Origin of the sequence: Herbivorax alkaliphila, from assembly GCF_030848475.1 — a bacterium.
Classification (GTDB): domain Bacteria; phylum Bacillota; class Clostridia; order Acetivibrionales; family Acetivibrionaceae; genus Herbivorax.
Map to the genome: position 1 here is coordinate 1 of NZ_JAVDDS010000004.1, position 22,650 is coordinate 22,650.

The 22,650-nt window shown below is 29.1% G+C and carries 15 protein-coding genes, 1 tRNA gene and 1 riboswitch; of the genes, 12 read left to right on the forward strand and 4 right to left on the reverse strand.

The window, feature by feature from the left end:
* Nucleotides 1-607 precede the first annotated feature (607 nt).
* The 6 genes from RBH29_RS02015 (at nucleotide 608) to RBH29_RS02040 (ending at nucleotide 11,995) form a co-directional block, all read left to right on the forward strand.
* The gene (locus RBH29_RS02015; RefSeq protein WP_306694772.1) at nucleotides 608-1,990 is read left to right on the forward strand and encodes a KAP family P-loop NTPase fold protein; all 1,383 of its coding nucleotides are present in this window, start codon (nucleotides 608-610) and stop codon (nucleotides 1,988-1,990) included.
* Between the two features lie 32 nt (nucleotides 1,991-2,022).
* Nucleotides 2,023-3,588, forward strand: coding sequence for a hypothetical protein (locus RBH29_RS02020; RefSeq protein WP_306694773.1), 1,566 nt, complete (start codon nucleotides 2,023-2,025; stop codon nucleotides 3,586-3,588).
* The gene (locus tag RBH29_RS02025; RefSeq protein ID WP_306694774.1) at nucleotides 3,575-5,542 is read left to right on the forward strand and encodes a coiled-coil domain-containing protein; all 1,968 of its coding nucleotides are present in this window, start codon (nucleotides 3,575-3,577) and stop codon (nucleotides 5,540-5,542) included. Before RBH29_RS02020 ends, RBH29_RS02025 begins: the two co-directional genes overlap by 14 nt.
* Nucleotide 5,543: 1 nt before the next feature.
* Nucleotides 5,544-6,620 carry a hypothetical protein gene (locus tag RBH29_RS02030; RefSeq protein WP_306694775.1) on the forward strand — a complete coding sequence of 359 codons (1,077 nt, stop codon included), beginning with the start codon at nucleotides 5,544-5,546 and terminating at the stop codon, nucleotides 6,618-6,620.
* A gap of 4 nt (nucleotides 6,621-6,624) precedes the next feature.
* On the forward strand, nucleotides 6,625-7,812 hold the full coding sequence (locus RBH29_RS02035) for a DEAD/DEAH box helicase (protein ID WP_306694776.1): 1,188 nt from the start codon (nucleotides 6,625-6,627) through the stop codon (nucleotides 7,810-7,812).
* A 262-nt stretch (nucleotides 7,813-8,074) separates the two neighbouring features.
* A complete protein-coding gene (locus RBH29_RS02040; protein WP_306694779.1) occupies nucleotides 8,075-11,995 on the forward strand; it encodes a DUF1998 domain-containing protein in 3,921 nt (1,306 codons plus the stop codon).
* A gap of 120 nt (nucleotides 11,996-12,115) precedes the next feature.
* Here the strand turns inward: RBH29_RS02040 and RBH29_RS02045 are convergent, their stop codons facing one another.
* Together RBH29_RS02045 and RBH29_RS02050 are read right to left on the reverse strand one after the other, a co-directional pair.
* Complete coding sequence (locus RBH29_RS02045; RefSeq protein ID WP_306694781.1) at nucleotides 12,116-12,766, reverse strand: RloB family protein; 651 nt, start codon at nucleotides 12,764-12,766, stop codon at nucleotides 12,116-12,118.
* The gene (locus tag RBH29_RS02050; RefSeq protein WP_306694782.1) at nucleotides 12,753-14,036 is read right to left on the reverse strand and encodes an AAA family ATPase; all 1,284 of its coding nucleotides are present in this window, start codon (nucleotides 14,034-14,036) and stop codon (nucleotides 12,753-12,755) included. Before RBH29_RS02050 ends, RBH29_RS02045 begins: the two co-directional genes overlap by 14 nt.
* An 812-nt stretch (nucleotides 14,037-14,848) precedes the next feature.
* Here RBH29_RS02050 and RBH29_RS02055 point away from each other — a divergent pair.
* Complete coding sequence (locus tag RBH29_RS02055) at nucleotides 14,849-16,129, forward strand: stalk domain-containing protein (protein WP_306694783.1); 1,281 nt, start codon at nucleotides 14,849-14,851, stop codon at nucleotides 16,127-16,129.
* A gap of 185 nt (nucleotides 16,130-16,314) precedes the next feature.
* Here RBH29_RS02055 and RBH29_RS02060 read toward each other — a convergent pair.
* Nucleotides 16,315-16,397, reverse strand: a tRNA-Leu gene (locus tag RBH29_RS02060).
* 168 nt (nucleotides 16,398-16,565) lie between these two features.
* A riboswitch (Lysine riboswitch) is annotated at nucleotides 16,566-16,743 on the forward strand.
* Nucleotides 16,744-16,850: 107 nt separating this feature from the next.
* On the opposite strand from RBH29_RS02060, the gene RBH29_RS02065 reads away from it, so the two are divergent.
* The 4 genes from RBH29_RS02065 (at nucleotide 16,851) to RBH29_RS02080 (ending at nucleotide 20,125) form a co-directional block, all read left to right on the forward strand.
* On the forward strand, nucleotides 16,851-17,849 hold the full coding sequence (locus RBH29_RS02065; RefSeq protein ID WP_306694787.1) for an aspartate-semialdehyde dehydrogenase: 999 nt from the start codon (nucleotides 16,851-16,853) through the stop codon (nucleotides 17,847-17,849).
* A gap of 29 nt (nucleotides 17,850-17,878) precedes the next feature.
* Nucleotides 17,879-18,757: a 4-hydroxy-tetrahydrodipicolinate synthase gene (gene dapA / locus RBH29_RS02070; protein WP_306694788.1), complete on the forward strand. Its 879-nt coding sequence runs from the start codon at nucleotides 17,879-17,881 to the stop codon at nucleotides 18,755-18,757.
* Nucleotides 18,758-18,829: 72 nt separating this feature from the next.
* Nucleotides 18,830-19,591 (forward strand): 4-hydroxy-tetrahydrodipicolinate reductase, encoded by a 762-nt coding sequence (gene dapB / locus RBH29_RS02075; protein ID WP_306694789.1) that lies wholly within the window; start codon nucleotides 18,830-18,832, stop codon nucleotides 19,589-19,591.
* Nucleotides 19,592-19,651: 60 nt separating this feature from the next.
* Nucleotides 19,652-20,125, forward strand: a complete 474-nt coding sequence (locus tag RBH29_RS02080) for an ACT domain-containing protein (protein ID WP_306694790.1) — start codon at nucleotides 19,652-19,654, stop codon at nucleotides 20,123-20,125.
* Between the two features lie 50 nt (nucleotides 20,126-20,175).
* On the opposite strand, the gene RBH29_RS02085 is transcribed toward RBH29_RS02080, so the two are convergent.
* The gene (locus RBH29_RS02085; protein WP_306694791.1) at nucleotides 20,176-20,706 is read right to left on the reverse strand and encodes a cob(I)yrinic acid a,c-diamide adenosyltransferase; all 531 of its coding nucleotides are present in this window, start codon (nucleotides 20,704-20,706) and stop codon (nucleotides 20,176-20,178) included.
* 239 nt (nucleotides 20,707-20,945) lie between these two features.
* Between RBH29_RS02085 and RBH29_RS02090 the strand changes: the two genes are divergently transcribed.
* A complete protein-coding gene (locus RBH29_RS02090) occupies nucleotides 20,946-22,562 on the forward strand; it encodes a SpoIID/LytB domain-containing protein (protein WP_306694792.1) in 1,617 nt (538 codons plus the stop codon).
* The last annotated feature ends 88 nt before the right edge of the window (nucleotides 22,563-22,650 follow it).

The following is a 22,650-nucleotide window of genomic DNA, read 5'->3' on the forward strand; positions in this document are numbered from 1 at the left end:
TTACTTCGTGCAATTTTTCTGACCGACATCTGTCTTGACAAACGTCGGGCAAATATTTTAATGTTCAATAATTAAAAGCAGTCAGTTTTCTTAGTGAAATTATAGAAATTTCTTATATTAAGGCTTTAAAGTGGGGAATTTACTCCGCTTTAAAGCCTTCTTTATATATCAAAGTATTTAAAGGAAAATAAAAGAATGTATTGGCTTAAGTAAAAAAATAGAAGATAGTATTAATTAATATTAAAATAAAAGTGTTTTTTCATTCAGAACAGACTGATAAAAGCTATCTTAAATTTTATATTATACAAATTAACAACTCATTAACAATAATAATTATACTTACAGAAGGGACATTTTAGGCTGATCAATGTCGTGCTTTTCCCACAACTAGGGTATTTTTTCTTTTTAAAATGATAATAATTTATTTGCAATTAAGCATGTAGTTATGTTTATTAGAATAAATTAAAAAAAACACTGGCAAAATGCGACAATTAATGATAAAATAGCACTAAGTCTATATGTTTAGTTTAATTGTTTATTAACTAGCAAAAATCCAAATGTTCTCAAGGCGATTTTTCTAGCTCTTTTATTTTACGGAGGTGTTTTAATGAGTAATAGTTTTGAACACATTGAAATTAATGCTGAAAATCCTTTTAAAAATGATAAATTTAACAGAGAAGTTGTAGCAGATAATTTAGAAAGCCTGATAAAAAAGTCTAATGACAATTTGGTTATTAGTATTGATGCAAATTGGGGAATGGGCAAAACAACTTTTGTAAATATGTGGAGAAAAAAGCTTGATAATATTGGAGACTATAAGACTGTATATTTTAGTGCTTGGGAAAATGATGATTCAAATGACCCACTAGTATCAATTATATGTAATATGGAAAAAAGTTTGTCGTCAATGGAAAATTATAAAACTGAAAAAATAAAAGAAGTGGGAAAACATCTTATAAAAAAGTCAGTTCCAATAGCATTAAAAATTTTAACCCATGGTTTAATAGATACTGAAAAACTTAATATAAGTGATTTTAATAAAGAAAAAATAGTTGAATTAGCAGGAGAAATAGGGAGTATTGAGTTAGAAAAATATAAGGAAGAAGCTCAGGCGAAAGAAAAATTTAAAGAAGAATTAAAAAATTATCAACAATCAATAGATAAAAAAATTATTTTTTTTATTGATGAACTTGATAGATGTAGACCTACATATGCTATAGAAACTCTTGAAAGAATAAAACATCTATTTAATATTGAAGGGTATATTTTTATTCTTTCACTTGATAAATCTCAATTAAGACATTGTGTAAAGTTGTTGTATGGAAATGAAGTGGATTCTGTTGGTTATTTAAGAAGATTTATTGATCTTGAGTACTCATTACCAGAGCCAGACAGAAGTATTTACCTTGATTTTTTAATTAATAAATTTGAATTTAAAAGTGAGGTAACAGAGAAGTTTTTTATTCCATATTTAAAGGCCTTAGTTACTCAGTATAATTTGAGTTTGAGAGATATAAATAAGTTGATGTATTATTTGCATATTATTTTTCCAAGGAGTAACTTTTGTGATTTATCAAATGACTATAAATTTTCACCGTATAGTATGATGAAATTACAAATTTTGAGTAGTATTTATTCCTTATTTCCTGTTTTACGAATAGGTGCATATGATAAATATCAAAAGTTTTTAGAGGGTGATTATAAATTTGAATTAGATTTTACTGATGAAATTATTCCTTTTAGTCCAAAAGATGTATATAAAAACAAAGATAGAAAAGATTTTGATAGTATTTTTAAACATATAGTTCATAATATACTAAAATTACACAAAGATAGTATTGAGGGTACTATTGATAAGCGTCATAATAATTATTCAGTTAATTTTCATGAGGATGCAATGGAGTTAGATTTGAGTGAATTATTGGATTCAAAAAGAGAAAAATTGAAATTTATTAATAATCTTGAATTTGCAGACAGATTTGATTTTTAGTCAAAAAAAATCAATAAATATAGGAGGTTGTTATGCAGTATGCTCTTGATGCAAATGGAAAAAAAGTTCATCATTATAATGCAGATTCTTCTATAGAGTATAAATGTCCAGATTGTTTAGATACTGTATATATTCGAAAAGGACTAAATGCTTGTTTTTATCATAAGCCTATTCATGATAGAACACCTCTTCAGAGGACATGTCCAGAATATCATGAAAATAACAAAATAGAAAATAATGTGGACAAGCTCTATATTAACAATGGAGGAGTCCCTCTTTATTTGTGCAGTCAAAATGATATTTTTGAATTGCGGGCATATTTTCCTAGTGTAAGTGTCTCAGTTTTAAATGAATTAAAAAAAGTTAGAGCAAAAGTCCATATAAACACAAATGCAAAAAATAATTTTGACAGAGTAGTTTATAGCATTGATAATTTAAATTATTATAGAGTAACAACTATAGAACCATGGATTGATATAAAGTGTGAGCCTGAAATGGATGATTTGTTAGAAATTAAAAGAAAATGGCTTTGGGGCATTAGAGGTATAGATATAAAAAATGACCTATATCATTCGTGCAAAAACGGAGGGTATAGATTGGCAATAAAGTCAGATGTATATGTAGGTAAATCGTATAGAATAATTTTAAATAAAATACCGTCTGTTTGTGGAATAGAATTCACAAAAACAGGTTCTATATCACTTAGAAAAAGTTTAAACAAAGTAATATATAGTGTTTATGAAATGAAAGTAGAGTTTTTTACAAAAGAAGCTCAAAATTTTATTGAAGGAAAGGGATATAAATTATGCCAAAAAGCAGATGAATTAATACCAGTGTGGCCTCCGAGTATATTTACTGGAAATGATTTAACTTTTAATCAAAGAGAAGCATTCCTTTTACATTTGAAAAATTCAAGTAGTAATTATGTTTATTGTGAAGATTCTTGCAAAGTGAGTGAAATAAGCAAAAAAAAGGATATGATTAAAATGTTTATTTCTAACAATAATGCTATTGGTTTATCTAATGGAAAAAGCAGTTTGCCTGAAATTAAATATAATATTTTATATAACCATAAACTTTTGAAAAAGCCGACAGTTAAATTAAATATTGTTATTAAAGATAATGATGAAAATGAATTTGATTTCTTAGATAAAAATCAGCAACCTCCCGAAGATAGTATATTAAGAATTGAATCTAATGTTAAATTTATTGCTACAGTTAGTATTGGAAATTATGTTTTGTTTTCTAGCAGAAGTTATCTTGAATTTGTAAATTACTACAGACGGATAGTTATAAATAGTGGAGCGTTTGGGTTTAAACAATATCTTTTTGAGAGAAATTTTGTAAAAAAACAGATTGATAGTGAAATAGACTGGGAACAGGAGTATAAAAAGTTGTATATTTGTTGTGACTCTACAGTGAGTGCAAATAATAAAAATATTATGTTGATGCATTTGCTTTTAAAAAATTTAAATGAATCAAATAAAAATGTTTTTAGATTAGTTGAAAAGTGGATAAAAACAAATTCTGTACCTGTTTCTGCTATTAAATATCTTGATAATCTAATGAGGAGGTTGTTGTGTAATGAATCTAAATAAAAGTATATCTGAAAACAATGTATTAGATAAGCTAAATGAGGAGGAATTACAATTATTAATAGACTCACTTCCACCTGCAAGTATAATTTCTATTGTAAAAAAATATCCAAAACATTTTAGAGAGGTAACAAGAGGGTGTACTATAACGACAAAATCAAATTTATTATTTAAAAAAGTTAGAAATACTTTTTATAAAGATGCTTTAGAAGGTAATATGTTTACAATAGATTTAATTAATGATTATGCTAATTTTCAAATAACTACTGTAAAAGAAGCAGTAGAAAAAGCAAAGGATAAAAAATATTTTAATAAAGTTTTAGTAAATAATAATATTAATGATTTTGGTGATTTAATTGAAATTATATTAGATTTTTTAAAGCCTGAATATATAAAAGTATTTTTTAAACTTATAAACCATGAATTAACAGATGAACAAGAAGAATATATAAAATATGATATGAGATTTAAATTAGAGGCTAAGAAGCTTAAAGGTGAAATTGAAAGTGACTTATCAGATTCATTTAAAATACAGTTATCTGATGTAAAGAGAAAACATAAAAATGAAATTAATAAAATATTGGTAAAAAACAAAGAGTTTCAAAAGCAATTGAAAGCAAAAGAACAGGAAATAAATAAATTAAAAGAAAAAAATAATGAAGAAGAAAAAAAATATACTGAAAAAATAGCAAAATTACAAAAAGAAATTGAAATGCTAAATAGTTCAATTTTGAAATCAGAAGAAATTAAATTCAATTTAAAAAAAGATTTAGATAATAGAAATCAAACTGTTAAAGAACTAAATAAGTCTTTAGAAAAAAGGTATCGGGATTTTTCTGAAGAAGCATATAAGCTATGGAAAATTGAAAATCAAATGTTGTTAAAGTCTCAAGAAAAATTGAATAATACATGTGAAGAACTTAAAAATAAAGAGAATAAGATAGAAGATGAAATAAAAATTCTTGAAAAAAAGAAACTTGAGTTGGAGAATAAAGTTTATGAGTATAATTTAACAATTAGTGAATTTGTTAATAATATTGATGAAAGATTAATTGAAAAATCATTAGAAGATTCAATGATTAAACTCATTTCAAATAAAACTACAGATAGTTGTGTAAGAACTGTTTTACCATACATAAAAGAAAATATAAAAGCTGAAAATATTGAAAAAACTAAAGATATAAATGATTTTACTGAGTGTATAGCAGAAAATTTAGAAAATATCGGAGTTAAGTGTAAGGTTGATGAAATTGCTAATTATATAGTTGCTATTTTAGCATCTGGTATGATCCCATTAATATGTGGATATAAATCTAGAGATATAGCATCTGCTATAAGTACAGCTTATAGTGGAGAGATTCCGTATATTATAACTTTACCAAGTGGATATACAAATTCAAATGAACTTATCGAAATTTATAATTTGGCTAAAACTAATGCAGTTTTGATTGAAGATGCTGTAGGTACTATGAATGAAAATTCATTACTACCACTATTAAGGGGAAAAACAGAACATGGGGCTGATGATAAATTATTGATGATATCAACGGAGAATGAAGATTCAATAAAATATATGCCTAAAAACTTACTGTATTATTTAGCAATTGTTAGCATAGACAAATTTGGGATAGTCAAAAAAAGGGATTTTATATTTGCAAACTCTAGAAAAATATTTTATAAATTTTGCCAACTTAATAGTTTTGAAAAAGAATATAAAACAATTAAAAAGTTATTATGCAAATCAAATTTTAGTAGTTCATATTTAGTTTTAAGAGCAATTATTATTGCATATATGAATAAGTTTTCTGATATTAAAGAATCTTTTGAAATTTATGTGGAATCAGAATTGAGAGTTCTTTGTGATGCTGAAGAAATATATGAACAAATTGAAAAAAATATAATTAATCACAGCAATATTTTGGATAAATATTTAATTCATGTTCTTAAAGGAGAATAAAATGAGCAAATCTTTGATTAAAAAGATATCTAGTGATTTAAATATAATAAAATTTAAAAAAGAAACTTTAGAAGAGTATGGGAATAGACTTATATATTCAGCCCTTTGTGAATGGGCAAGAGTGCAATTGTTAGGAAAATCTTATACTGATATATCTTGCGAAAGAGAGATTAATGAGTTAGATTGTCACGATATTGATATTATGCATGTTCAATCAAATTTAGCAAAAGTTGCAGATGGACTTTTATTGTCAATATCGTGTTCTGATATGTGGATAAAATCTGATTTGCATGAAGAAAAAGCCAGCAAGTTAGCCAGTAAAATAATTAAGGATTTAATTTTCTGTAATGAGATATCTCAATTAATTGATGTTAGAAGATTAATTATTTCTCCAAAAAGGACAGCTGCATTTTCAAAATATAAGTTAATTCTAGGTGGGGCAGATATAGATTATATGAGCGAAAAGATTTGTTGTGTAGGCATGGGAAGATGGAAACAAAATTTAAATTCTTCTGAAAATTATAAAAAAATATTTATGCTGTCTGAATATAGTGCAAAAGAATATTTTGAAAAATTAATTATTAATGCGATTTGGGAAGAAAAAACACTGGATGGTATATATTTGATTTTGAGTTTGAAGCAAAGGGGTTGGTATTCAAAGACTTGGATAGATTGTAATATTTCTAAATTACCAGAAGGAGTTTCACTCCTTAAAAATAAAGACTTTAACGGAGGCTATTTTTTAATTCGTAATGATTCTAGAGGAATTAAAGTTGCAAGGATTGATCAATGGTACATAGATGAGAAGGAATTATGTAGAATAATCTATTCTATGGGTTGTTACAATAGTTTACCAGCAGTTTTTAATGCTGAAATTTGTGAAGACCATATTGTATTGCATTGTAATAGCATGCTTCCGAATACTGAAAGACGTTTATTATTGATGTTTTCCTGGCCATGGAGAAATTATAATGATATTCATTACAGAATAGTTCCAAAATTTCTCTGGAATGAACTAAAAAATATATTAAATAATTTAGGTATCATGATAAATTATAAAAATATTATTAGGAGGTAAAGGTGTGAAAGAGCTTGGTATAAGAAAAACACATGAAAGGTTAAAAGAAAAATTATCTAATTATATCAAAACGCAGTATTTTGCGGAAAATGATCTTTTAATTGAAGCAACAAAAGAATTATTGAGTAAAAATGATGTGTTGTTTAAAGAACCTTTTATAGAAGCTACAAAAAGTTATAAAATTTTAGAAGACGGATTTGAAAATTCAGCTTTACCAAATAATATAAAGAATTATTTAGATAAGCTGGTTGAAAACAATCTTGGTGTATTTAGAACTCCTTTTTACCATCAAGTCAGAGCTATTGAAGAATTTTACAAAGGCAAAGATTTACTTGTGACTACTGGAACAGGTTCAGGTAAAACTGAATGTTTCATTTGGCCTATGTTAACAGATATAATAAGAGAGTCTATTACAAAGCCAAAGACATGGGAAAAGGAAGGTATTCGAACCTTGATTTTATATCCAATGAATGCACTTGTATCTGACCAGTTAGGTAGAATACGTAATATTATTGGGCATTCAGAAGATAGATATATGAATATTATTAAATCTTATGCTGGTAATAATACAAGAAGACCTAGATTTGGAATGTATACTGGAAGAACTCCTTATGCTGGTGAAAATGATATTAATAAAAATAAGAATCTAGCAAAGTTAATTTCAAAAACTTATTTAAATTGCAATGAAGAAGTTTATTTGGAATTGTTTAAAATCGGAAGAATTCCAGCTAAAAATTTAGAGGTTTTTGTAAAAAAATTAAAAGATAATATTCAAAAAGCTTCAAGTAATGACGCAGAGTTATATACACGTGGTGAAATGCAGGATATATGTCCAGATATTTTAATTACTAATTACTGTATGCTAGAATATATGATGATGCGACCTATTGAACAAAGTTTTTGGGAAAAGACAATAGAGTGGTTAAGTTGCTGTAAAGATAATAAATTGCTTTTAGTCATGGATGAAGCTCACATGTATAGGGGAGCTTCAGGGGGGGAAGTATCCCTTTTAATAAGGCGATTAATGGATAAGTTAAATGTAAATAGAGATAAGATAAAATGTATTCTAACCAGTGCAAGCGTTCCGAAAGGTAAGGAAGAAGAATTAAAGAAATTTGCATGTGGCTTAACAGGGCAAGAATTGGTTAAAGATAATTTTTCAATAATACGAGGCATAAAGCTTTTTGTTTAAATAATGAAATTCTATGAAAACAAGAGATATTTGAAGAAAAATAAACTTTATAGAAGAAGGAGAATCTGAATGTATTGATAGGAATGAAAAAGGCAATGAAAAAGACATTTATTCTCTTCTTAAACTTGATTATGATAAATTACAGGGGAGTAATGAAGAGGTAAAAGAACAGTTAAAAATATTATCAAACGAATTTAGCTGGGGAAAGGTTGAAGAAAATATAAATGAGTGGCTTTATAATAACTTATCAAATTATCCACCAATGCTTGAGCTAATAAATTATTGTAGTGGAAAGGGAATAGAATTTAAAAAAATATCAAAGCATTTATTTAAAAATGCAAATTCTAAAGATGCAGAAAAAGCAACAGAAATCATGCTTTTACTTGGCACTATGGCAAAATCAGTTCAAGGTAAAGTATTATTACCATCAAGAGTACACTTATTATTTAAAGGATTAGGAGGCATTTTTGCTTGTATAAATCCTGAATGTAAGAATAGCCATGATGTTATGGATGTAAAACTTGGTAATATAGATGAGAAGTTGAGATTGAAATGTGAACATTGTGGTGCAAGAGTTTTTGAATTAGTATGTGATAGAAGGTGTGGTACTTTATTTATTCGTGCTTTTAAGGATGAGAGTGACTCACTATGTTTTTTATGGCAAGAACGAAATAAACTTTTATTTGAGCCTAAGGAAATTCATTTATGGGTAGTTCCAAAGGGAAGGAAAGATATATTTAAAAATGACTCAAAAAATAGTAAAGCCATGGAAAACTCTAGATTTGGTTATATTGATTCTAAAACAGGTATTTTGTTTGATGACGAAAAATATGAAGAAAATAAGCAGTTTATTAAAGTTTTAATTCCAACTAAAATAGATATGAATTCAAAAATGTATACGTTTGGAATTTGTCCTAATTGTGGAAGGGAAAAAACAAAACTTACGCCCTTTAGAACTAGAGGTAATGAGCCATTTGCAAATATTGTAACAGAACAGTTTGAATCTCAGCCAGTAAAAGATGAAAAATTGAAACATAAAGGAAAGAAAGTATTGCTATTTTCGGATAGTCGCCAACGTGCAGCTACACTTGCAAGAGATATTACAATTGCCTCAGATGGAGATGCAGGAAGACAATCATTATTTATTGCAGCGAAGCTTTTAGAAAAAAAATATGGTAGTGGAACATTTCCTTTAAGTTTATTGTATTATGCGTTTTTAAAAGTTGTTCATGACAATGAGCTTAGTTTTTTTTATGGAGATGAAAAGGCTGATTTTATGTCCCATATAGAAAAATATTCTGAATTATATGGAAGTAAAGATACGTTGCGATATACTCGAATGTCTAGTAAAATTGGAACTGCACCTAAAATGTTTTATCAATTAATTTTAAAAAATATTAGTGACAATTTTAGATCATTTAATAATTTATGTTTAGGACAAGTACTTTTAGTTGAAGGTGGTGAAGATGGCGAAGAATTAGAAGAAGATGTATTAGAAAAAGTAGAAAATCAAACTAATATTAATATTAAAGTAATAAGAGATATATATAATGCATGGATTCAAAAATTAATAGTGAAAAATATTGCAGTATTTCCAGAGTTAGAAGATGATATAAGAAATAGTATTTTACCTTATGATAAAGGAGGTTTTGGAATAGATGAAAAAGAAAATTTCCCAATATACCTTCAAAAGTTAATGAAGAGATATAGTATATCTGATCAACAAATAAAAATATTACGTGAGAAATTTGATTTGTTAACAGACACTAACAAAAGTCCAGAAAACAATCATAACAGAAAGTATATTTTACCTGGAAGACTTACACTTAAGACAAATGAAAAAGGAACATGGTACCGATGTAACAGGTGTTCAGGTACATCTACATTTAAATTGTTTGATAGTTGTATTTATTGTGGTAGCGATAAATATCTTGTGAATATATCTTGTGAAGAACTATCGAGATATGCTTTTTGGAGAAATCCTGTTTTAAATGCTGTTAATGGAATGAAGATTAAAAATGTTGTTACTGAAGAACATACAGCTCAATTGTCTCATAAAGATCAAAAAAGCAAAATAATGGTAACAACTGAAGAATATGAGATGAGATTTAGAGACATTATGGTAGAAGGTAATAGTGAGCCTATTGACATTCTTAGTTGTACTACTACAATGGAAGTGGGAATTGACATCGGATCACTTACAGCTGTAGGGCTTAGGAATGTCCCGCCTATGAGAGAAAACTATCAGCAGCGTGCAGGACGTGCAGGAAGAAAAGGTGCTGCAGTTTCAACAATTGTTACATATACAGAAGATGGACCACATGATTCATGGTATTTTAAAAATCCTGATGAAATTATTGCAGGAGAACCAAGAACACCATGGATTGATACAAGCAATTTTAGACTTGTCTATAGACATATGAATTTAGTGCTGTTACAGGAGTACTTAAATATAAATGGAAAAAGTCTTGATTTTATTGGTGTAATATATTTTTTTGACTTAGAAAATTCTTTAAATTATACTGATTTTATTAAATGGATAAAGCAAAAAACGCCATTGGATAAGGACAGAACGAAAATACTTGTTCCATATAATCTTAATTTAGATTGGACTAGCTATCAGGAAAGAATAGGAAAAGATATGTCGGTCATAAGTAAGAAAGTTAATAACAATCCTCAGATTTATAAAATAAAAGATTCTTTTATTGTTGATGAAAAAACTGGTAGTGTAATGCTTATGGATGTACTCTTCTCAGAAGGACTATTGCCAACTTATTCGTTTCCTAGAAATATAGTTCGTTTTTGGATAGAAGACAAATATGGTAAAGTGGAAAGTCCAGAAAGAAGTATTGATTTAGCACTTAGCGAATACGCACCAGGAAGAATCCTTGTTGTTAATAAAAAATCATATATATCTGGAGCATTATATGATCGTTATACTAAATATGATAAAGATTTTAGATATAAAGCAGCAGAACCTTGGTTAAAAATAAATGAGTATAATAAGCAGGTATATTGTTGTACTAATACAAATTGTGGATGGTTTGGCTTAGAGCATAAAGGATTAAATTGTCCATTATGTAGCAGTCAAATTGAAAAGCATAAATTAATAAAGCCTTGGGGATTTGCACCAAGGGATGGTGTTAATATACCTGAAACGCGTGATATGCAAGAATATTCAACTGTTAGCATTCCTTCATATTCATCAATGCCTAAGAACTTGAGTGAAATGAAAACAATATTTTCTACAGGTTTAATAAAAATGGAAAACAGAGAAAATCAGTTACTTGTAATGATAAATAAAGGGCCTAATGATGAGGGGTTTGACTTGTGTAATAAATGTGGTGCTATTGAGCCTGCGGAAAATTTAGAAGATGATAAAAGAAAAAGAAAGAGACCATATAAAATACCCTTTTTTAAAAATGATACCCAAACATGTTCTCATACAAGAGAGAATATTTATTTAGGTTATGAATTTAACACAGATATGCTGGTGTTGGAGATAAAACTTGATGCAGATAAAATTAATATTTCTCAGGAAACATTGAATATATGGGTAATACCAGCATTAACAACGTTTTCAGAAGCTCTTGCATTAGCGGCAAGTAAAGAACTTGATATAGAATTTAGCGATTTAAAATGTGGATATAGATTAAGATATAATGGAAATTGCATATATGCAGAAATTTATTTATATGATAGTTTGTCAAGTGGTGCAGGCTATTCAACTAGAGTTGGGGAGCTAATTAATGACGTTTTTGATGGTATTGAAAAAAGGTTGAATGATTGTGATTGTGAAACCGCATGTCCTAAATGTATACAACATTTTTGGAATCAATCAATAAAGGGATCTCTTGATAGAAAGTCCGGTCTAGAGTTATTACAATGGCTTAGATATGGGGAAATTGATAAGCAATTGTCTGTTAGCCAACAAAAAGAGTACTTAACCTTGCTTGATACTATAATTAAATTACAATATGGAAATGAATGCGGGATTATAGAAACACCTAAAGAAGATGGCTTTGAGATTAAAATAAATGAAAAAGTTAAGCCAATAGTTATTTACCCTGCAATGTGTGCCGTTAATTCAATTGATAATTATAAAAAAGCAATATTAGTTCCAGATAGGTTATTTAGAGTTGCTATTTCTAATGCATGGAAAATTGTAAGAGATAATTTTTAATATATTTTTTAGTTTAAAAAAATAAGAGGCTGTAGTATAAGGAGACTGATAGACTGTAAGTGAAAATGTGTAAATTAACAATATACTTACAGCTTATCAGTGTGTCTAATTAAAAGTCTATCATGAGATTTCCATCATAAGTTGTTTAACTAAGGTATGTACATTTGTATAAGGATTCATTTCAGTTATATTTAAGCTTAGTGTTTTTCCTTCTGACTTATATTTTTTTGCTAATGTTTCAGCATTTTCAATTGCTTTTTCTACATTACCTTTTAAGATGATTTCTCTTATTATTCCTTTAGCACCTTTTTTGTAATTTGTAGACAAATGATTGTTTAATTTTTGAGATATTTCATTTTTTCTAAGTTCAAATTTAACTTTCTCAAAATACATTAGTAACCATATTTCAAAAAAATAATTTGAAACTAATAGAGTGTAATCTGTATCTGATGATAGAATTTTCAAAATAACAGATTGGATGTTTGGAGGATCATCACAATCAAAAACAAGATATTTTTTATAATTCATATATTTTCTATTATTCTCTTCCTTACTCAAAAAATGTTCAGCATAATTATATACTGTTTGAGAATTCCCGTGTACATTTTGAATTTCAACTTTGATATCAGTATATTTATTGTTTTTAATTATTTCTACGAAATAATCAAAGTAATTTTTTTCTGTTTTTCCTTCGCAGAATATTAAAATCTTACCCAAATATTCTTTTTCAAACTCTACAAGCCTACGTGGTGATAATTTAGTTCTTCCCATCTTTTTCACCACCTAAAATATCATCATACTTAAAAATTGGAATAGCTCCATATTTGCCCTGTAGATAGTCCTTGTTGAAAGTAGCATCTTCTCGAATTTTTCGGTCTGAAAGAGCATATACTTTTGATTCTCCCTGATAATTTTTATCAACAAATACAACTTCATCACGTCTGAATTGTTCTTTGTTTAATAAAGAGACATCATGAGTTGTAAATATTAACTGAGCTTTCTTATTTTCACTAGATTGAAATATATCAATAATTAGTTTTGTCAAAAGTGGATGTAACCTTGCGGATAATTCATCCACAATAAACACTCCACCATTTTCGGTGAGTTCCACTATGTTTTGTATATAGGCTAAAAACCTTAGAGTTCCTGTGGATTCTTGAAATAAATCAAAGTGTTTTTCTCCAACAATATTTCCATTTTCGTCATATATATCATGGATGGTTTTTACCACTTTTTTTCTTTTTTCTTTACCATCATTCTCGTCAATAACTGTTTTTAGCTTAATATCAAGACCTTTTATTCCTATGTCTATTTTTTTTAGATACTGCTCTACCTTGAGCCTGAAGTTTTTATCATTAACTAATTTATTGCTTAAACTTACTGCTCCAACTACTTTTTTCACACTGGATTCAAACCAGATTTCAAAGAATACATTATATTCATTATTAAAAAAATCTATAAAATCCTTTAGAATTATTTCCTTGTTTTTATTTTCTAAAAAATAATCCAAAACTGACAAATATAGTCTTTCTTTTGGAACCTTACTGTATTGTTTTAAAATTTTTTGGTATTCTTTTGTGCCTAAAGATATTTCTGTTTTTTTACGTTCAAATACTTTTTTATCATTAATATAGTACCATTCATTTATAACTTCTTTAGAAGTACACTCAAACCCATATTGTATTAAGTTACCATTACGATGAAAGACAATCTCAAACTCAGAAACATCATTAACATGGTCAGTTAACAAAAACGGCTCTAATTTAACTTCTGTTTTTTTATTTTCAAAATCAGTATTTGTATTTTTAGTATTTGAAATAAATTGTTGAAAAATATACTGTTCAAAAAGAAACATAGCAGAAATTAAATTAGATTTTCCTGAAGCATTAGCACCATAAATTGCTATTGTTTTTAATAGTCCAAAATTTTCATCAATTTTTAAAACATGGGAAGGGTGCTGTTTATAAATTGTAGATCTCATGTCTAAAAATATTTCTTCTTTGAATGAAGTATAGTTTTTCACTTTAAACATTAAAAGCATGTGTTATTCCTCCACAAGTCATTATATATTAATATTATAACCAAACAATAAAAAAATCAATATTTTTACGAAAATTTCGAAGAAAACTATAGTTCTCATTAAAAATATAAAAAAATCAAGACTATAATTAGTATATTTCAAAATTTTTAGGTAACATGCATTGACAATGGTATTATATGGCGATGTATTCTAAATATTGTTAAGTATATTATGCATAATTATGAAGAATATGTATATGTTAAATAGACACTCTGAAAAGATTAGTAAACATAATGAAAGTTACTTAAATAATGCAAGCATAAATAATATAAATGATAATTTTGACAGTATTTATAGAGTGTATTCAGACGTCTTTTTTATTTTCTATATATTGAACCCTATCAGCTAACTCAAGAAGTTTAACATTTGACTTCCAAACTCTTATTAATATCTTTTGAGCTGTGAAGGAATCAATATTAGTTTTAAAATGATGTTGCATTATTTAGGACACCAAGCCACATGATACTTACGTGAATACACTATATTATTATTAGATTTATATTCAATACTTGCATTATATACCTTAATTTTAAATAATACGAGTATTATTTAAGAAGATTTTAAAAGATTTACGATTAAATCCCCATATCTGAAGAAAGGGGATTTACGCGATACATGATAAATTAGTTTAATTATTTAGGGAGGTTAATTACTCACAATAGAATTAAAAGAAAAAGAGCTGATTTTACATAAAATTAATTTTTTTTAGTGAAACAAATTATAAATAGTAGGCGTCTAATTATACAAATAAGTTTTTATGGAGGGTGATTTATATGTTTAGGTTAAAAAGGGTAGCTGCTATAGGTATTTGTTGTACAATAGTAACAACAGGTGCTGTATGGGCAGTGCTTAAGGATGAACCTGTAGATGACAAATCAAGAAATCAACCAGTTTTATTACCTGTTGATGATGAAAAAAAGGATTCAGAAGTTGAAATAAGGCCTGTAACAGAAGGTATTCCTATTCAGGTTAATGGTAATTGGCTTCAATTAGATGTAGAACCTTTTATTGAAAATGATCGAACGTTAATACCTTTACGTGGTATTATGGAAGAATTGGGTGCTGATGTGGGTTGGAATGGAGAAGAAAGATATGTTACAGTTGATAAGGATGACATTAGTATTAAATTGTATATTGGAAGTGACATTGCAACAGTTATAAGAGAGGGAGGAAAAGAAGAAAAAGTAGAACTTGATGTTGCTGCAAAAATTGTAAATGACAGAACTTTTATTCCAGGACGCTTTGTAAGTGAGACTTTAGGTGCAGAAGTTGATTGGGATTCAGCGCAAAGAGCTATGATTGTAAACACAGAAATTGAAGGGGAGATACCAGAAGATAGAGTTTCAGAAGTAGATTTTGAAATTATAGATAGAACAAAAATAAATGAAAATGAGGTCTTGTCAAAATGGTATCAAAATAACTACAAAAAAGAAGGCATATATACATTAAAGGATGGAGATTGGAAATATGCTCTTATATCTGCCGGTGAAAAAATGACAGGCGGTTATAATGTAAAAATACACAGAATAACAGAACCATCACCTACAGAAGCACATGTTTATGCCCAAGTAATGGAACCTGATGAAAATAGTTTTGTAACTATGGCAATAACATACCCAAATGTGTTGATTAGATTCAATAAAAATGATATAGTAAAAGTAGATGGAGAAATAATAGATTCAGAGAGTGGTATAGAGCCAAATGATGAGGTTGATAAGTCACTAAATGAAATGGGAAATGCTATACCTGCTGATTTAGTTAAAGAAATGAAGCTATTCTCCTTAATGAATGAAGAAATAAAGACATTTACCGATGAAGAAGCAAAGGAAATAATAGATGTATTAAATTCAGGCAAAACATATACTGGAGCATATATTATGATGCTGGCAGGTAATAATATTCAAGTGGAATTTAAAAACGGTTCAAATATTAAGTTAACAAGCTATGGAAATGAGAATCATGTAATACTATCGGGAGAAATTGATGGAGAACATATGAATTACTGTATAATTGCTCCAGAGGTTGGTAAAATTCTTTTAGATGTAAAAGATTAATTTAGACTTAGCCTTTTTAATATAGATTTATATTTTAGATTTATTTTGAGCCCCAGTAAAAATTACTGGGGTTCTTTATTTTTACTTATGAGTTTTGCAACAAAGTAAAAAATCTAAGAGAGAAGATTCAGTTTTTTCCTTTTAAAAAAGCTACTAAAATATAATTATATTTTAGTAGCTTTTTTTGGTGCGGACGGTGGGACTCGAACCCACATGCTCGCGCATACGCCCCTCAAGCGTACGTGTCTGCCAGTTCCACCACGACCGCATGATGAAATTTACTTTTTCAAGCATAATAAATTATACTAGCATATATTTTAGGTGTCAATAGTTTTAAATAAAATAACTTATAAATTTAAAACAAAAATGCAAAAACTGTTTGACATTTTGGAAGAAAGATGTTAAAATATTTGCAAATAATGATAAATGATATGGTGAGGTTGATAGAGGAGCAGTTTTCATTAGTACAATTCTTGAAAAGTTAGGGCTTTAATGATGGAGTTTGAAAGGGAAGGCTGCCGAAGAATGTACTGCCCTTTAAGAGTATGTTCTGGTTGTGTGGTTAATAGCTGTATAACTGTCATCATATAAGTTGATGGAGTGCTATCAGTTCAAAGCAAAAGGTGTTATAAAAATTTCTAATATCTTAAAATTTTGAACTGCTGGTTAAATACCAGCTTTTTTAATTTATTTTCACTGAAAAACTTAGGAGGTAATTTTAATGAAACAAGTAAACCTAGCAGTTGTAGGTGCAACTGGAATGGTTGGAAGAACATTTTTAAAAGTATTAGAGGAAAGAAAGTTGCCTATAGAAAAAATATATTTCTTTTCTTCAAAGCGTTCAGCAGGTAAAAAAATAACTTTTAATGGAGAAGAGTATACTGTTGAAGAGTTGACAGAAAAATCATTTGACAGAGGAATTGATATAGCCTTATTTTCAGCAGGGGGAAGTACAAGTAAAAAGTATGCACCTATTGCTGCAGAAAAAGGCTGTGTGGTAATTGACAATAGTAGTTGCTGGAGGATGGATTCTAAAGTTCCTCTAGTTGTTCCTGAGGTAAATCCAGAAGATATTTCTTGGCATGAAGGTATTATTGCCAATCCTAATTGTTCCACAATACAAGCTGTTGTGCCTTTAAAGGCATTAGATGATAAGTACAAAATTAAGAGAATAGTATATTCAACATACCAAGCTGTATCAGGTGCTGGGTTGGATGGGTATAAAGATTTGGAAAGAGGACTTAAAGGTGAAGAACCTGAAAAGTTTCAACATCAGATAGCAGGTAACTGTTTACCACATATTGATGTATTTCTTCCTGATGGATACACCAAGGAAGAGAAAAAAATGATTGACGAAACAAGGAAAATTTTAGGAAAAAAAGATTTAAAGGTCACAGCTACAACAGTAAGAGTACCTGTATTTAACTCTCATAGTGAATCAGTTAATGTTGAGTTTGAAAAGGAGTTTGATTTAGATGAGTTAAAAGAAGTATTAAAAAATGCTCCAGGAGTCGTTGTTGAGGACGATGTTTCAAAAAACATTTATCCATTAGCACTAAATGCAAATGGTAAAGATGAAACTTTTGTAGGAAGAATACGACGTGATGAAAGTGTTGAAAGCGGGATAAATTTTTGGGTTGTGGCAGATAATATCAGAAAAGGTGCGGCAACAAATACCGTTCAGATTGCTCAAGAATTAATTAAAAAGTGGAATGAATAGTACAATAAATCTAAAGAAGGGGTGTTTTCATGAGTAAACCAATATTTACAGGAGCAGGCGTGGCAATTATTACTCCATTTAAAGAAAATGGTGTTGATTTTGAAAAATTAGGAGAACTTATTGATTTTCAGGTTAAAGAAGGTATTGACTCATTAATTATTTGTGGAACAACAGGTGAAGCATCGACAATGCCAGATGATGAACATAAGTCAGTTATAAAATTTGCTGTGGACAGAGTAAACAAAAAAATACCTGTTATTGCAGGGACGGGAAGCAATGATACAAATCATGCGATTGACCTTAGCAAGTATGCAGAAAAGGTTGGTGCAGATGCAATACTCACAGTAACTCCATACTATAACAAGACAAACCAGAAAGGGCTTTATAAACATTTTAAAGCTATTGCAGACAGTGTTAAAATACCTGTTGTTTTATATAATGTGCCGGGGAGAACAAATCTTAATATTGAGCCTGAGACAGTAAAAGATTTGTCCCAAATTGATAATATTGTTGCAATTAAAGAATGTAACATTGAACAAGTTGCAGATATCATTAATCTTTGTGACGATGACTTTGCTGTTTATTCGGGTAATGACAACTTAGCTCTGCCGTTGTTATCTCTAGGAGGTAAAGGTCTTGTCTCTGTTATGGCAAATGTTATTCCTAAACAGACACATGATATGGTTGATAAGTATCTTTCAGGTGATACAGAAGGAGCTAGAAAAATACAGCTTAAATACATGGATTTAATTAATGCATTTTTCATGGATGTAAGCCCTATACCTTTAAAAGAGGCTATGAACCTTATGGGAATGAATGTAGGAAACTGTCGTTTGCCTTTGGTGGGCTTAGAAGAAGAAAAAGTTGCAGAATTAAAGAATGTTTTGAAAAAATACGAGTTGATTTAGTTTTTACGCCGTCTAAACGGCGTTTGCTAAATTATCAAATAGTATACTAAAGTTAAAGGAAGTGCGAACCAAATGACAAATATATTACTAAGTGGTTGCAATGGTGCAATGGGTCAGGTTATTACCAAATTGGCAGAGAAAAAGGAAAATTTAAAAATTGTTGCGGGCTATGATATGAATACATCAATTGAAAATACATATCCAGTATTTACTGATTTAAAAAAATGTGATGTAGACGTAGATGTTATGATTGATTTTTCCCATCCTGCAGCGTTTGAAAAATTAATTAATTTTGCCGTAGATAAAAAAATACCATCAGTTATTGCCACTACAGGACTTTCTAATTCGCAGATAAATACACTTAAAGATATATCAAAACATACACCTGTTTTCTATGCTGCTAATATGTCAATTGGCGTTAATCTGTTGATAGATTTAGTAAAAAAAGCAGCAAAGGTGCTTCAAAAAGATTTTGATGTAGAGATTGTTGAAAAGCATCATAACTTAAAAATTGATGCACCAAGTGGTACTGCTTTAGCAATTGCAGATGCTGCAAACTCTGTTTTGGATGAAAAACAGGAATATGTTTATGACAGACACTCAAGAAGGAAAAAAAGAAGTAAGAAAGAAATAGGAATGCATGCAGTAAGAGGTGGAACAATTGTTGGCGATCATTCAGTGATTTTTGCTGGAAATGATGAAATAATTGAGGTTAACCATGTTGCAATGTCAAAGGACATATTTGCAGAAGGTTCTTTAAATGCTGCAGCGTTTATGCATGGAAAAGATGCTGGCATGTATAGCATGGATGACTTGATACAAAGCAAGGAATAAATTAGTAATAAAATTTGATTATTCCTAAGTAGAAGCTTCAAATTTTGAGGAGGGATTAATATGAGTAAAAAACCTGTAACAAATATTGATGTTTCTCATAGTGTTGCCATGATAACTTTAGAGAATTTACCAGATGATATAATGCTTATCTCGGAAATATTCACAGCTATGTCAGATGAGGGTATTAATATTGATATGGTTAGTAAGCCAGCACCTTTTAAAGGAACAGTAAGCATGTCATTCAGTTTGCCGACAGATGATATGATGAAAGCTATTACTTTATTGAATGACTATAAGGATAAGGTAGAAGATTTTTCTGTAGAAGTAGATGCATATAACTCAAAAATATCTGTATTTGGTGAAGAAATGAAGTATATTCCAGGCGTTGCAGCAAGAGTATTTAAAGCGTTGGCTAAGGCCAAAATAGAAGTAAAGCTAATTACAACTTCTACAGTGGATATATCTTGCTTAGTTTTTGAGAGAAATGTTGATGATGCAGCGAATTCAATTAAAAAGGAATTTTCTTTAGAGTAAGAAATTAAAAACACCTTTATCTTTCTTAGATTCAAGAAGGATAAAGGTGTTTAATATTCTATACCTTTTCTTGCAGGTATTCCGTTTTCTAAGGGATGCTTTATGCTTTTGATTTCAGAAATATAATCAGCTATATCTTGTATTTCTTTTGGTGCATTTCTTCCTGTTAGAATAATTTCCATTTTTTCAGGTTTGTTTTTTAAAAGATTAATTATGCTGTTTATATTAATAAGATTATTACTTAATACACCAATAATTTCATCTAAAATCAACAAATCACAATTGCAATTAGAGATTGTATTTTTTACAAAATCAAAGGCAGTGTTTATCTGTTTTTTCAATTCCTCTATTTCTTCCTGAGTAAGATTGTATATAAAACCTTTGATTTTTTCAAAACGATACACTTTAAAATTTGGTTCTAAATTTTTTAAAGTTAATAATTCACCTGTATCTTGGCTTTTTAAAAACTGAATCATATATACTTTATTTCCTCTGCCGAAAGCACGTATCCCCTGACCAATAGCAGAGGTTGTCTTACCTTTACCGTCTCCAGTATAAACATGTATTAATCCTTTTCTCATATAAATCCCACGCTTTTATACAGTTTTCTTTATATTTTAACACTAGGCTATTAGTTTTTCAATTAATAAAATTAAAACCGGCGCATGTTATTTATGTGAATGAAAATATATACAGCTAATTAAAATCGCTCCTACATGGATGGTATATTTTACAATTGTGTTACAAGGAAGGTAAAGGTTATGTTTTGTCGAATCAAGTATAAAGTGTGCAATTACAAAAGATAAAGCAGGAGGTTATTATGAAATTAACTAATTTTTCTCAGAGTAACTTAAAAAAAATATTATTTCTTGTAGTTATTAGTATTATTTTTAATGTAAATAGTGTTAATGTTACATATGCAAGTGTACCTGAAATGGTTAGAATAGGACTTTACTTTAATGATTCACAAACTGGTCAGTATACAGCTCTTTCAAAATTTGAGGTTGATGCAGAGTATGGAATTCAGTTGGGAATTTTTGAAGATAACAAATTTACTCCTTTAGTTCAAGAAACTTTAGATGACACTGTTACAATATCAAAAGACGTGATTGAAGAGTCAACAGAAGCTTATCATATTAAAATTAGTGAGGGCTATGATGACTATGATTCTTTAATTGATGAGCTTTATGAAATAAATAAAAAAGGTATAGATGCCTATCCCGCGTATGTAGATGAATGGCAAATATGGGGAGGGGTTTATGCTGACGAGAATGAGGCAAAGGATGCAATGGAGGAACTGGAATTAGATGAAGATGACTATTCATTAGTAAAGCCTTCTTCAACAAGAATTGTAACTTTATCAGATGATGCTGAGGTTTTGCTTATGTTTGACAGCTCAGAAGGTGTATTTCATATTCGACCTGATTCGAAAAACACACCTAAGGTGCTAAGAATCAACAGGGATGATGAAAAAAGGTTCAGAGGAAGTTTTGAAGTTAAACGCCTTACAGATAGTGATATGACTCTTGTAAATATTTTGCCTTTAGAAGAGTATCTTTATGGTGTTGTGCCATATGAAATTCAAGCCAGTTCTCATCCAGAAGCTTTAAAAGCTCAGGCAGTGGCTGCAAGAACATATTCTATAAATAGTATGTACAAATATGAAAGACTAGGGTTTGGTATGTGTACAACAGTAAATTCCCAAGTTTATAATGGATATGATGGTGAAGCAGAAGAAACCAATAAGGCTATTGATGATACAAAAGGGCAAATAGTAACTTACAATGGAAGTACAGCTGCAGTATTTTACTTTAGTTCAAGTGGTGGAAGGACAGAGGATGTTAAAAATGTATGGGGAGGTAACAGCTATCCTTATCTTGTAAGTGTAGAAGATAAATATGAGTCTGGAACTTCATGGCGTTATGAATGGGAAGTATCTTATACTGCTCAAAGAATAAATGAAATAATGATAGGGAGAGGATTTGACCTTGGTAATATAAGGGGTATTAATATTACAAAAAGGTCTGAAGCTGGAAGAGCCATTGAATTAGTTGTTAATGGAAGTAGAGATAAAAGGGTATATACAAATGGTAATACCAGAAATTTTTTAAGTTTAGATAGCCAATGGTTTGACATTACTACAGATGCAGATGTACTGGTTAAAACAGATGAGGACAATTATGAGAAAACGCAATTGGCAGGAAAAAAAGTAATGACAAGCTCAGGACTTAAAACAATTGGTAATGATGTGAGTGTTGTAAGTGCAGGAAATAAAAAAACTACAATACCTGCAGTACCTACAATTTATACTTTTACAGGAAGAGGATGGGGACATGCAGTTGGAATGAGTCAAGAAGGTGCAAAGGGAATGGCTGACAATGGATATAAATATGAAGAAATACTTTCTCATTATTTTCCAGGCACAGAAATTGAGTAGAGAAGTATTTAAATTTCTAAATTTAACCTTGCGGATAAATAATTTTTAATGTATTATTCTACATATACTATGGTTAGAATCTAAAGAA

Bases quoted from the DNA above. Each gene is read 5' to 3' on its own strand.
- RBH29_RS02015 (WP_306694772.1), top strand. From the start codon at position 608: ATGAGTAATAGTTTTGAACACATTGAAATTAATGCTGAAAATCCTTTT.
- RBH29_RS02020 (WP_306694773.1), top strand. From the start codon at position 2,023: ATGCAGTATGCTCTTGATGCAAATGGAAAAAAAGTTCATCATTATAAT.
- RBH29_RS02025 (WP_306694774.1), top strand. From the start codon at position 3,575: ATGAATCTAAATAAAAGTATATCTGAAAACAATGTATTAGATAAGCTA.
- RBH29_RS02030 (WP_306694775.1), top strand. From the start codon at position 5,544: ATGAGCAAATCTTTGATTAAAAAGATATCTAGTGATTTAAATATAATA.
- RBH29_RS02040 (WP_306694779.1), top strand. From the start codon at position 8,075: ATGCTTGAGCTAATAAATTATTGTAGTGGAAAGGGAATAGAATTTAAA.
- RBH29_RS02045 (WP_306694781.1), bottom strand. From the start codon at position 12,766: ATGGGAAGAACTAAATTATCACCACGTAGGCTTGTAGAGTTTGAAAAA.
- RBH29_RS02050 (WP_306694782.1), bottom strand. From the start codon at position 14,036: ATGCTTTTAATGTTTAAAGTGAAAAACTATACTTCATTCAAAGAAGAA.
- RBH29_RS02055 (WP_306694783.1), top strand. From the start codon at position 14,849: ATGTTTAGGTTAAAAAGGGTAGCTGCTATAGGTATTTGTTGTACAATA.
- RBH29_RS02065 (WP_306694787.1), top strand. From the start codon at position 16,851: ATGAAACAAGTAAACCTAGCAGTTGTAGGTGCAACTGGAATGGTTGGA.
- dapA (WP_306694788.1), top strand. From the start codon at position 17,879: ATGAGTAAACCAATATTTACAGGAGCAGGCGTGGCAATTATTACTCCA.
- dapB (WP_306694789.1), top strand. From the start codon at position 18,830: ATGACAAATATATTACTAAGTGGTTGCAATGGTGCAATGGGTCAGGTT.
- RBH29_RS02080 (WP_306694790.1), top strand. From the start codon at position 19,652: ATGAGTAAAAAACCTGTAACAAATATTGATGTTTCTCATAGTGTTGCC.
- RBH29_RS02085 (WP_306694791.1), bottom strand. From the start codon at position 20,706: ATGAGAAAAGGATTAATACATGTTTATACTGGAGACGGTAAAGGTAAG.
- RBH29_RS02090 (WP_306694792.1), top strand. From the start codon at position 20,946: ATGAAATTAACTAATTTTTCTCAGAGTAACTTAAAAAAAATATTATTT.